This window comes from Paenibacillus sp. FSL H7-0350, assembly GCF_038593195.1.
Lineage (GTDB): Bacteria > Bacillota > Bacilli > Paenibacillales > Paenibacillaceae > Paenibacillus_AQ.
Window position 1 is genome coordinate 1,985,955 of sequence record NZ_CP151972.1, and the last position, 12,897, is coordinate 1,998,851.

Below are 12,897 nucleotides of genomic sequence, written 5' to 3' on the forward strand. Positions count from 1 at the left end.
GTAGAGATCGCGGGCTTGAAGGTTAATCCCGTGTCTCGTGATCCCATGAGCTATGGTTGTTATAAAATTCACAATCGCATCTTCATAACCGGGACCGTTGTTTATATAAACATTTTAGTTTATTTTCTGAAAAAGGACTGTGACAAATATCACTCTTTCGGTGATATTTGTCACTTCCATCCAGTCCCATATTAACCTTTAACCTTATTCTTTGTCAGGCAACCGTTAATTAATTATCGAATTTGCCGTAGAATGCGTTGCGGTAAACATCAGCAAGCTCGGATACCAGCGGCATTTTAGGGTTGGCAGTTGTACATTGGTCTTCAAATGCACGGTCAGCCAGATAGTCTACACGGGATTCGAAGTCCTTAGGATCGAAACCAAGAGCCGAGAAGGATTCTTCGATGCCAAGTTTTTTGTTCATGTCGCGGATCGCATTGATCAGGCTGGTTACGCCTTCTTCGGTAGTGCGTGCTGGCAATCCCAGAATACGGGCAATTTCAGCATACCGTTCGTCAGCTACAAAGTGCGAATATTTAGGGAACGAAGCGAACTTCGTAGGCTTCTTGGCATTGTAACGGATAACATGCGGCATCAGGATTGCATTGGTGCGGCCATGCGCGGTGTGGTACTGTCCGCCCCATTTGTGCGCCAAGCTGTGGTTAATCCCCAGGAATGCATTGGCAAAGGCCATACCGGCAAGTGTCGATGCGTTGTGCATTTTCTCACGGGCCAGTTTGTCGCCTTGCAGTGCGGATTTCTCCAGCCACTGGAATACCAGCTGAATAGCTTTGATTGCCAGACCATCGGAATAGTCACTGGCCATTACAGATACATAAGCTTCGATTGCATGTGTCAATACGTCCATACCTGTATCGGCAACTGCTGTTCTTGGCAAGCTGTATACAAACTCAGGATCGATAATAGCTACGTCTGGAGTCAGCTCATAGTCAGCCAGCGGATACTTAGTATTATTACCCGTTGTCTTATCTGTGATAACTGCGAACGAGGTTACTTCGGAACCTGTACCGGAAGTTGTAGGAATCGCAACGAATTTCGCTTTGTTGCCGAGCTTAGGGAATTTGTATACCCGTTTGCGGATATCCATGAACTTCTGCTTCAGGCCGTTGAAGTCTGCATCCGGATGTTCATAGAACAGCCACATTCCTTTGGCAGCATCCATAGGGGAACCGCCGCCGAGTGCGATGATGCAGTCCGGCTGGAATCTGTTCATCATTGCCGCACCTTTTTCTACAGTAGTTGTCGATGGATCTGGTTCAACTTCAGAGAACACTTCGATGGCTACAGGAGTCTGACGTTGACGCAGATAATGCTCAACTCTTTCAACATATCCGAGCTTCACCATCATAGGGTCAGTGATAATAGCTACGCGTGTAATATCAGGCATTTTGGCCAGGTACTGAGTGGACCCCTTCTCGAAGTAAATCTTGTCAGGTACTTTAAACCATTGCATATTCACGGTACGACGGTTCACCCTTTTCACGTTGATCAGATTGATGGCAGTCACGTTCTGCGATACCGAGTTGCGTCCGTAAGATCCGCAGCCCAGTGTCAATGAAGGGATATTAGTGTTATAAATATCACCGATTGCGCCGTGTGTGGATGGCGAGTTGACGAGAATACGTCCGGTCTGCAGACGGTTGGAGAACTTCATGATAACTTCTTCGTTGTTGGAATGGATAGCCGAGCTGTGGCCCATGCCGCCAAATTCAACGATTTGAGCTGCGCGTTCGATACCCTGGTCAGCATTCTTCACTTTGTAGCAAGCCAGAACCGGGCTCAACTTCTCAGCGGACAATGGATATTTAGTACCTACACCTTCAAGCTCAGCTACCAGGATCTTCGTTCCGGCAGGAACCTGAATGCCGCACATTTCAGCGATCTTCACAGCGGATTGGCCAACGATAGCCGGGTTAACCGCACATTTCTCTACGTTCATTGCGCCGCTGGTCAGCTTGGCTGCTTCTTCTTTGTTCACAAAGTAACAGCCGTTTGCAATCATTTTCTTCTTCACTTGATCGAAGATAGCTTCTTCAATGATGACAGCCTGCTCGGAAGCACAGATCATACCATTATCGAAAGTCTTCGACAGGATAAGGTCAGTTACAGCCTGATCAATGTCAGCACTCTTCTCAATGAAGGCAGGCACGTTACCAGGACCTACGCCAAGTGCCGGTTTGCCGCAGCTGTAAGCTGCTTTGACCATTGCCGATCCGCCGGTTGCCAGAATCAGTGCAACGTCCGGATTGTTCATCAATGCGTTTGTTTTGTCCATTGTAGGAAGCTCAATCCATTGGATGAAGTTCTCTGGTGCGCCGGCTGCTACGCCTGCATCATGCAGAATTTTGGCTGCTGCCGCACTACACTCTTGCGCTGACGGGTGGAAACCGAATATAATAGGGTTACGTGTCTTCGCGGAAATCAAAGCTTTAAACATTGTGGTGGATGTTGGGTTGGTAACCGGTGTGATACCCATAATGATTCCGACTGGTTCAGCAATTTTCTGGAAGCTGTCATAAGCGTTATCCTCAATAACGCCTACAGTCTTGTCGTACTTAATTCCGTGCCAGATATATTCAGTGGAGAAGATGTTCTTCGTAATTTTGTCTTCGTATACTCCGCGTCCTGTTTCTTCAACTGCCAGTTTTGCCAGGTACATATGCTTGTCGAGTCCGGCCAGCGCCATTGCATGAACGATTGTGTTTGTCTGCTCTTGATCCAGGCCCATGAACGCTTCGTGGGCTTTCTTTGCTTTATCCACCAAAACCTGAATATACTCTTCAGCGGTGGTTTGTTTCACTTGGGCGGCGACTTCGTTTTTAACTGCCATCTCCCTCGTCCTCCTGTCAATTTTTAGGTTGTTTCTTTCTATACATTTATCTTAGCACATCCTTTTCACCTTGTATAGTGAAATCTTTCACAAAGTTTAAAGTTTTTTTTGAGTTGTTTTCAAAGCGCTTTCATTCGATCATTTACCGGTATTTTTTCCATATTATATGCATTATTTAATTAATATTTGTCTATTCTGCGAACGCAATACGGTAGTCTGCAGCGTTGATGGCCCATCTTGCCTTGCAATGCCAGTTGGGCATCGGTAATTCTGCTCATGAATGCCAAGCCGTCACTTCAGTTCATCCGCTGCTCTTCTATAGAATAACTCTGACGGTGTGAATATAAATATAAATATAAATCTCAACTTTACAAGTGGAAACGGCTTTGCCGTCCTTTTAAAGGACGGTTCCGTTTCAGCGAGAAATAGAAGGATAAGTTATCGTGTGAAACATATAAATTCTTATATTTTAAAAAAAGGAGACAGCATCTCTGCTGTCTCCTTTTATCCACCTCTTCCCCCACTAGGAGGACATCTAAATCTACTCCACCTTAATCGTATCGAAGAATTTCTGCTGGACCGTTGCGGCCGCCGCATCAAGCTGGACCTTCGAGTCTGTGCCTTCCTTGGCGAACAGCTCCTGGATCACGTTGGACATCGTGGCATAATAGTCCTGAGTGTTGTACTGGGCTTCAGGCTTGCCATCCAGCAGCGCCATGATTTCAGGACTGTACTGATATACAATATCGTACTTGTCATAGACGGCCTTGGTCTTCTTGCCGAAGTCGGAATCCGCAGCATAGTAATCCAGAAGCGGCGGGATATAATATTTGCCGTCCGTTTTACGCTGGCTGATAATGGCGTCGAGCGCTTCCAGTCCTTTATCTGAGAAATAGTCGAAGGTAATATAACGGAAGGCCATCTCCTGTTCATCCTTGCTGGCATTCGGGTTGATGACCAGATAGTCGCCGCCGAGTACGCCGGTATGCTTGCCGCCCTTCTCTGCCGCTGGCATCGGATAGGTCAGCACATCCTCAGGCTTGAACCCGCCCTGGTTGAGCGCCTGTTCGATGACACCGTCAGACCCGGCCATAACCATCGCTGTGCGGCCCTGCTGGAAGGCGCCTACAGCATCCCCCCAGCCAAGTGCCCAATCCTGGGGAACCGCTTTGGCTTCCCATCTCAGCTTCTTGTAGAAATCCAGCGCTTTGATTCCGGCTTCGGAATTGAAGGTTGCCACTACCTTGCCGCCTTCAATCTTCTGAATCTCCCCGCCTGCTTCAAACAGGAAGTTGGTCCAGTTCCAGCCGGCTTCATTGCCTTTGCCCATCGGGGCAATCCCGGAGATACCTTTCTTGGGGTCGGCCACTCCTTTGGCTGTGTTCAGCATGTCGTCCCAGGTCCAATCCATTGGAGGTACGGCTACACCTTTGTCATCGAGCATTTTCTTATTGATCATCGTTGTAGTGACGTAACCCTTCTGCGTTACCCCATACACCTTGCCGCCGATAATGAACTGATTCTGCAGCACTGGATTGATCTGATCCTTGAACTCATAGTTGTTCCACAGATCGGTGATGTCGGCTACCCAGCCCTTCTCAATCAGGAATTTGGCTTCGGTAGCATATGTGTTGAAGAAGGTAGGCGCTTCGTTCGCAGCCATCTTCACTCCGATCTCGCTTACATTATACTGCCAGTCATCCTTGACGATCTCCACGTTCGGATAGACTTCCTGGAACCGCTTGATTTTATCATCCTCCTGCGCTCTCACCTCGGTCAGGTCAGGCGTAGGATAGTGGATTTTGATCGTTACCTTCTTCTGGTTGATATCATCTGCCGGTGACTGTGACGGGGTTGCCGACTCTTCTGCCGCCTGGGTCGCCGCTGGTGCAGGTGTCGCTTCTCCCCCGTCAGCCGCCGGCTTGTTGCCGTTGTTATTGCCCCCGCAAGCGGACAATAAGGTCCCCGTTACCAGGAGACAGGCGAATACGCTGGAAACTTTACGCATTGTAACTCCCCTTTTCCATTCATAATGAGCTTACCCTTTCATCTTAAAAGAGAGACCGCTTACAAACGAGGTGTGATTATATTGCTTTCATGTGCAGGTATACGATCCGTATCTTCTGTAAGGATTCTTCTGCTCACCCTTTGACCGCTGACAATGAAACCCCGCGCATAATGAACTTCTGGAAGACCAGGAACACCAGGATCGGCGGCAGAGAGACAATGAACAGAATCGCAAATTTGATGTTCGTATTCAGCGCTTTTACATTGATAACGTACTTATAGATGGCGGTAGCGAGCGTATACTTCTCTTCACTGTGCATGACCAGTGACGGCCAGAACCAGTCATTCCAGGCTGTGGAGAAGATGAAGATCGCCAGTGTTGCAAAAATCGGAATCGACAGCGGCACCGCGATGGTGAAGAAGCTTCTCGGCTCCGAGGCCCCGTCCATCCGCGCCGCTTCCAGTATCTCGGGATGAATCCCGTCGAAGAAATTCTTAAGCAGCAGGAAGAAGAACGTGTTCGCGCCTGCCGGCAGCCAGAATGCCGCATATTGATTGAGCAGGCCCAGCTCCTTCAGATTGACAAAGTTCGGAATCATATAGCTCGTGGCTGGAATGAACAGTGTCATCAGGAAGAAGAAATAGAAGGCCTTGCGGTAAGGCACATGCATCCGGGAGATACTAAAGGACGCGAGTCCCAGCACAATTAAGGTAGCGGCCATATTTCCTGCAAAAATATACAGGGTGTTCCGAAGAAACATGGCCAGATCGATATAATCCAGCGCATCCTTCAAATTGCCGAAATGCCATTCCTGCGGGAAAAAATGCGGCGGAAAGGAATTGACCTCGATATTCGACTTCAGCCCGTTGAACATCGTCATGAGGATGGGGTACAGCATGCTGAAGATCATCAGGACGATGAACAAAACCATAATTCCATATACCACCCGGTTGCTGGTTTTCTTAAGATCATGCTCCGAGAGAATCCCTCTGTCTGCGCTCTTCATCCTAGTTGTCCTCCTTGTTAAGCTTGAACTGAAGAATGCCCAAACCGCCCAGAACAACAAACATCAGCATCCCCAGCGCAGTCGCCGTACCATAATCCAGTCTGGTAAAAGCATACTTCACAATAAGCAGAGCATACGTCAGCGTTGCATTGTTCGGCCCCCCGTCCAGCAAGGCCATCTGTGACTGGTAGCCCTGAGAGGTGGCGATGACTTGAAGAATCAGCATCAGCAGGATCAGATTGCGCAGCGAAGGCAAGGTGATGTGGCGGATACGCGCCCATACTCCCGCTCCGTCAATCTCGGCGGCCTCATACCAGTCCCGGGGAATACTAAGCACCGCAGCAAGATAGATCAGCATCCCCGAGCCGAACTGCTGCCAGGTCTCCATGAAGACCAGCGAGATCATCGACCAACGGGTATCGGTCAGGAAGGCGATCTGCTCCGCTCCGGTGCTGCCGATTAAGGCATTAATCGGTCCAACCGGATCATACAGCCAGCGCCACAGCCCGTATAGGACTACAGCAGGCATGACATATGGCAAATACGCGGCAACGCGCACGAATCCGCCGAATTTCCGCAGCTCGGAGATCGCAATGGCAAAGGCAATCGGAACCCAGAAGCCGATCACCAGGCACAGCAGCATATAGTACAGGGTGTTTTGGACAGCAATCAGCACATCGGGGTCGGTAAGTGCCCTGGCATAATTGTCCAGGCCGGCGAAGGTATTCCCTTTGACGAAATCAACGGTGTAGAAGCTGTACAGGAACCCTTTGAAGATAGGCACCCACATAAACATAATGAAGATGATCAATGCGGGGACAAGAAACATCACGCCCCAATAATTCTTTTTCCAACGGTTCTGCTTGTACGGCTTGCTCTCCAGCTCCGCTGGAAGGTGATCGTGTAACGCAGCAGACTGATTCATTCCGGCTCCCTCATTCCTGTCGTCTTTCAGCACTTTATGGGAAAGCGCCTCCTGTCTTCATTGTAGGAAATGAGGGAGAGACTTAACATGTCTATATCTATGGCAATCGTAAGCGTTCTTACTTCTTCAGCTCGCTGGGACTGAGTCCAAAGTATTTTTTGAAAATTTTGCTGAAATGCTCCGGCGACTCGTATCCCACCCGCTCCGCTATCTCATACCGGCGCAGATCGGTGTTCAGAATCATCTCCCGGCCGTCCTCCATCCGCAGCTTAATCACATATTCCCACAGGTTATAGCCTGTATTCTTCTTGAACAAATAGCTCAGGTAATTAGGGCTGACATGATTCTTCTTCGCTACTTCATGGATCGTTAGCCCCTTCTGGGCATAATTCCCGTCAATGTATTCCTTCGCCTTCTGCACGATCAGATTACTGTGCGTATGTAGCTCCTCGGGCGACGGATCAGCGGCATAGTTACTCCAGTTGAAATCTCCATAATAGAACACATAATGATCTACATGCTCGTTGTTCCAGAGGATCGCCTTCGAGGCTTGCCGGTTCAGCACATCCATGAAGCTCAGCCCCTTCAGAATCTGGCTGATGCCGATAACGGCACTCAGCTGCAGATAGCGGTGAATATTAAAATGCAGGCTGCGTCCCAGCACCTCCAACCTGCTCAACTGGCCGGTGGACGGCTCCTCGTAGCTCTCCTCATCCCACTGGATGATTATGGTGATTTCCTGGTCCGGCGAATAGAAGGCAGTGGAATTCCACTCCTGATCCAGCAACTCCTTGGCGATATTCAAGGCAGCGTAACGCAGCAGGCTGTGATCACGGGTAGTGTACCTCTGCTCAGGCCGGTCTTGCGGCAGGGGGATCTTGATTTTGATCACCGCAAAAAACGGCCCCCGCAGCCTTAGCTCATCCAGCTTGCGCAGCTTCTCCTCTGCCTCTAGCACCTCCGCAGTCTCCGTAAGCAGACTGTTCAGCAGTTCGCTGTACTCGGGAAGCGGCTCCTCCAGCCGGAAGCGGTCTCCATTACCATCCATATATGTAGCCAGCTCCGGCGACGGTCTATTCATCTTCAGGACAACACTGCGCACCGAATCCAGGAACTGCTCGCTGTTCAGCGGCTTGATCAGATAGTCTCTCGCCCCCAGCCGGACCGCCATCTGGGCGTATTGAAAGGTCTCATGCGCAGAGATGACGATCGTCTGCACCCAGGGCTTGGTCATTTTGGCATGCTGCATCAGTTCAATCCCGCTCATCGCCCCCATCTGGATATCGGTCACAAGCAGATCGATCTCCTCCATACGGATACAATCCAGTGCCTCATACCCGCTGCCGGCCGTATAGATATGGTCAATATCCAACCCGGAAGCAGCCAGCAGGCTGCTCAGTCCTTTGCAAATGAGCGGCTCATCATCAACAACCAGTATATTGAACACCGTATTCTCTCCTCTACTCTATAGTCTCTGACTTCGGAAGGATCACACTTACTGTCGTGCCTCCGCACTCACGCGGTCCGTAGCTGATCCCGTAATCCCCGCCGAAATGCAGCTGCACACGCTGATGGATATTGCGGATACCGTATCCGTTAACCGGGTTCTGGCTGTCATCATTGAGGATCTGTTCGATAGCCTTATAATCGACCTGCCTATAGCCGTTATCCTCAATGGTAATCCGAATCCGGCCATCCTCCAGCACAGAGGTGATGATGATTTCACCGTCCTCCTCCATATGCTTAACCCCGTGGATAATGGCATTCTCGATCAGGGGCTGCAGGGTGATCTTGGGAATCAGATTCCTGGTGGTCCCGGGAGCGATATTCCAGATAACGGCGAACACATAATCATGCCGGTGCTGCTGGAGCTTGATGTAGGCACTGGCATGTTCAAGCTCCTCTTCGAGCGAGATCAGCTCCCGGCCCCGGCTTAAGCTGATCTTCATCAGCTTGGATAATTCCTTGATCATTTCCGCGGATTCCACGTTGCCTTCGAGCGAGCTTTTCCAATAAATACTCTCCAGGGTGTTGTACAGCAGATGGGGGTTGATCTGCTGGTAGAGCAGCTGCAGCTGCGATTCCTTCTGCTTCAGCTCCATCTGGTATTTGTACATAATCAGGCTGTTGAGTCTGCGGGCCATATCATACGTGGCGGTAATCAGCACACTGACCTCATCGTTGCTTCCTCTGCGGGGAGTCTCGGGCACACGGTTGCCCGGCTCATACTTGCGTACAAAAAAAGCCAGCTTCTGCAAAGGAGTCATCAGCGAACGCCAGAAGTAGGTAATGATGATCAGTCCGAACAGCGCGTAAGCCACTGTTATGTATTGAATGACGCGTTTCATTTCGTTCTGCTGCTGGAGCAGGGATTTGACGGGCACCTTGTAGACCAGCTTTTGCTCAAAGGCATGATTGTTGTTCACCACATAGATGAAGTCATCAGTGATGATATCCTCGGTCCCTTCCGGATCTCCCGCCTCCGAGCCGTCCGGCAGGACGATCACCTCTCCGGTTGAATTCGTGGTCGAGGCCAGTACACGGTTGCTCATATCGGTCAGATAGATTTCCCCGTCCGGCAGTGAGATGGACCTTAGCGATTCACCGATCTTCGATTCCATCTTAGTCACCACCAGCACGCCGAGCGTCCCTACCCCCCGGTAGATATTATTGACGGCCCTGACATACGTAAGCGTCTTCAGATCTTCGGCCTGCGGGCTCAGCTTCTCGGCGAACATCAGGTATCCGCGGCCCTTCTGCTGTACCACCTGTTCGAACCAGTATGGCCGTTCCTCCTTGGAGAAAAAATAAACCCCCGCCTTCTTCACCTGCGGGAAATTGGGAGCGAAAAAGTAGTAGTTATCGGGATCATATACGTATAGCGAGTAGTAGATGCCGTCACCCCGCTCCGCTCCCTGCGAATAGCTGCCGAGCAGCTTCTCGATGGTCTCATAACGTTCCACGCGCTCCAGCACTGTATCATTCCCGCTCATGTTGAGCTGCTGCAGGACCGGATTCTGGATGACGGTGGTCGTGATTTTGTTCACCGTATCGATGTCTCTGTTAATAATGGCGAGATTCTGCTTGTTCAGCTCCACATAGGCATTGGTCACATGGTGCTTCAGAATCTCCTCTGCCTTGTAGTTTCCGTAGCTGTTCAGAATCAGAATAGGCGTAATCATGATCAGGAACAGCAGAATCAACTGCTGCTTAACACTGAGCCTGACAATGGGTTTCACAAGCGTGGACAACACCCTGGATTCACCTCCAGTTTCAATAATACAAGGGGAAACGGCGTTGCCGTCCTTTTAAAGGACGGTACCGTTTCAGCGAGAAATAGAAGGATAAGTTATCGTGTGCAACCTATAATTTCTTATATTTTAACAAACCTACAAGCGCTTACACAGGTTTATTTCAAAGTTCTTTATGTCCATTTGTATGGAGTTTTTCAGCTAAGCAAGCAAAAACCAGCCCACACACGAACATCCCGTGTTGGACTGGTTTTATAGTGTTTCATCCTGAGTACATTGAGCGGGACGGTTTATGTTAGCTGTAATTCTTCCTCTACTGTTCTCAAAAAAGCAAGCACAGCAGCAATCATCTGCTCCAGCCCCTGTTGTTCAATCGGAAAATGACCTGCACCCTCTAAAATCACAGATTCTTTTCTGCTTTTAAGATGGTCATAAAACGGTTTACTGAAGCAGTAAGGAGTCATAGGGTCTAATTGAGGATGAACGAGTAATACCGGACACAAGTCAAACTGCTGAGGTTTCAGGACCGGTTTCATATTTAGAAAGGTTCTTAATAAGCGTAAAGGGATTCTTGTACCTGCCGCATGGGGATCATTCATAATGAGTCTGGTCAGCTCGGCGTTGTTCGTGATCCATTTCATCCGGGATACTCTATTCACAGAGATCTGCAAGGAGTCTAGCAGGGAAGGGAATTGATTCATACACCATCCCCCTAACCGGCTGATGAGTTTGTTAGGAGCTAACTGATCACGAACCTTCGGATCACTCGTATCTACAAATGTCGTTGCTATTAACCCTTTGACCCGCTTACTTTGTACAGCAGTATGATAAGCTAACATGCCTCCAATACTGGAGCCCAGCAGAATAATAGGCTTGCCGTCCCTTCTAAGCTCCTGTTCGATCAATTCATTAAGGATGTCAATCCAGAACTGATAATCTATTGATTCCGCTGAATCGGTATAGCTTAGACCATAAGGCGGCAGATCCGGCGACACTACTTCATAACCGTAGGTTTGGAGCATTCGTGCATATGGAGCGAGCAACCTGCCATTGCCGCCAGCTCCATGAATGAAAATGATTTTTAAAGGTGCGTCAGGAGCTGGCATACGATCCAGATGAATATGAGCATGGTTCCAGGTCATCCATTCTTCGGCGGGTAAATGGGCTTCATTGATCTGCATGTCATCCGGGAAAAACTTCTGATATTGCTTCCAATAGGTCACTGATTGATTATAGGATGAATCCTTGTTCATGAATAAGCTGTTCCTCTCTCAGGGGACCGGGATTTCTTTTTCCATAATGTAATCATCCATGACGAATCCGTTCCCGATATCTGCCACTTGTTCCCTAAGGGTCCGAAAGCCCTTTCTTGTATAGACCGCAATACTTGATTCATTATCACGATTGACCGTTAGCCAAATATGAGTCAGGTTCCGCTCCTGGCACAGCTTCTCCAGGAAGACCAACGCTTGGCTGGCATAGCTGCGCCCCCTGTACTCCTTGCCTATATAGAGCTTGCTCAGGAAGAGCTTCCCTTCCTCTTGTCTGGCTGACATATACCCCACCGTGGAGCCTTCCACGCTATGGATTAAGTAATATTCGTAACCCTGCTCATGGATCTGCTGCGTAATCGCTGGAACCGACTGGTACTTGCCAAGCATATACTCGATCTGCCCTGCGGTAATAATGGTGATATAATATTCACTCCATATCTCTGCCGCCAATTGGGCAACCTCAGCGGTTTCTTCCGCTGTATGCACGCGTGAAAACATAAGACTCATAATATGTACCTGCCTTCCTGGATCTCTCGTATCACCTTATCTATAGAATAATATATATTAATATAGAAACATAGTCAGCATAACCGGCTGCCTAAAGTCTCTACCCCTGCAAAAAAAGAACGTCCTGCTGCCGACCGGCAGCGTGGGACGCTCTTCATTTCAGCTGATTTATCACCGTCCCCTTGGACGCGGGCTTAGATACAGAAGTTCACGCTCTCGTATACCCGTTCAACTGCAGCCACGAGGCACAGGCATCCGCCCAAGTCTTAGTGTGCTGTTCTTCAGGAGCTAAACCCAAACCGTGTACGCCGTGTGCATAGATATGCAGATCGAACGGAACATGATGGCGGCTAAGTGCTGCGGCGAACAACAGACTGTTCTCTACCGGGACATAATCATCATCAGAGGTATGCCAGAGGAACGTTGCCGGTGTGTCCGGGGTCACTTGGAACTCACTGCTGAGCTTAAGCGACAGCTCTGCATCGGGAACGGCTCCCAGCAGATTCTCCTTCGAGCCTTGATGGGTCACCCCTTCGGTCATTGAGATGACCGGGTAGCATAGAATGAGGCGGTCAGGACGGCTGGACAGCCGCTCCAATGGCTCAGGGTGATCAGGATTGCCCAGATCATAAGATACCCCGGCGGTAGAAGCAAGATGTCCGCCCGCCGAGAAGCCCAGAATGCCGAGACGGCCCGGGTCAATTCCATATTCATCCGCCCGGAAGCGGATCGTGCGCAGCGCTCTCTGAGCATCCAGCAGCGCACTCGGGTATTGGTAAGGCGCAACACGGTAACGCAGCACGAATGCTGAAATTCCGAGGGTATTCAGCCACTCCGCAACCGGACCGCCTTCATGGTCGGCACGCATCGCATACCCGCCTCCCGGACAGACCAGAACAGCGGCATTCCCCTTGCCTTCAACTAAATAAGGTGTAATCGCAGGCTGATCCTCTTCACTGGTTCCCAGCGCTCCAGGCGCACCTTCAGGCCATAGCAACAACGTTTCCATTATCATCCCTCAAGCTTTCCTTCTATATTAGATTAGATAATAGAGGAAAAAAGTTCCTCAAGGGCC

Annotated in this window: 9 protein-coding genes; all 9 read right to left on the minus strand. The window is 49.6% G+C overall.

Going from position 1 to position 12,897, the window contains the following annotated elements:
- Window positions 1–229: 229 nt before the first annotated feature.
- The 9 genes from adhE to NYE24_RS09405 all read right to left on the minus strand — a co-directional run bounded on the left by adhE (window position 230) and on the right by NYE24_RS09405 (window position 12,831).
- Entirely contained in the window at window positions 230–2,851 is a 2,622-nt protein-coding gene (gene adhE / locus NYE24_RS09365; protein WP_036698470.1) for a bifunctional acetaldehyde-CoA/alcohol dehydrogenase, read from the minus strand.
- A 541-nt stretch (window positions 2,852–3,392) separates the two neighbouring features.
- The gene (locus NYE24_RS09370) at window positions 3,393–4,859 is read right to left on the minus strand and encodes an extracellular solute-binding protein (protein WP_076154433.1); all 1,467 of its coding nucleotides are present in this window, start codon (window positions 4,857–4,859) and stop codon (window positions 3,393–3,395) included.
- Between the two features lie 133 nt (window positions 4,860–4,992).
- Window positions 4,993–5,865, minus strand: a complete 873-nt coding sequence (locus NYE24_RS09375; protein WP_341026000.1) for a carbohydrate ABC transporter permease — start codon at window positions 5,863–5,865, stop codon at window positions 4,993–4,995.
- A 1-nt stretch (window position 5,866) separates the two neighbouring features.
- The gene (locus tag NYE24_RS09380; protein ID WP_342479219.1) at window positions 5,867–6,694 is read right to left on the minus strand and encodes a sugar ABC transporter permease; all 828 of its coding nucleotides are present in this window, start codon (window positions 6,692–6,694) and stop codon (window positions 5,867–5,869) included.
- Between the two features lie 214 nt (window positions 6,695–6,908).
- Window positions 6,909–8,237: a response regulator gene (locus tag NYE24_RS09385; RefSeq protein ID WP_342478521.1), complete on the minus strand. Its 1,329-nt coding sequence runs from the start codon at window positions 8,235–8,237 to the stop codon at window positions 6,909–6,911.
- A gap of 13 nt (window positions 8,238–8,250) precedes the next feature.
- Window positions 8,251–9,972, minus strand: coding sequence for a histidine kinase (locus NYE24_RS09390; protein WP_342479220.1), 1,722 nt, complete (start codon window positions 9,970–9,972; stop codon window positions 8,251–8,253).
- Between the two features lie 359 nt (window positions 9,973–10,331).
- Window positions 10,332–11,294 (minus strand): alpha/beta hydrolase, encoded by a 963-nt coding sequence (locus tag NYE24_RS09395; RefSeq protein WP_342478522.1) that lies wholly within the window; start codon window positions 11,292–11,294, stop codon window positions 10,332–10,334.
- Between the two features lie 18 nt (window positions 11,295–11,312).
- On the minus strand, window positions 11,313–11,822 hold the full coding sequence (locus NYE24_RS09400; protein ID WP_342478523.1) for a GNAT family N-acetyltransferase: 510 nt from the start codon (window positions 11,820–11,822) through the stop codon (window positions 11,313–11,315).
- Between the two features lie 208 nt (window positions 11,823–12,030).
- A complete protein-coding gene (locus tag NYE24_RS09405) occupies window positions 12,031–12,831 on the minus strand; it encodes an alpha/beta hydrolase (RefSeq protein ID WP_036698801.1) in 801 nt (266 codons plus the stop codon).
- Window positions 12,832–12,897: the final 66 nt, after the last annotated feature.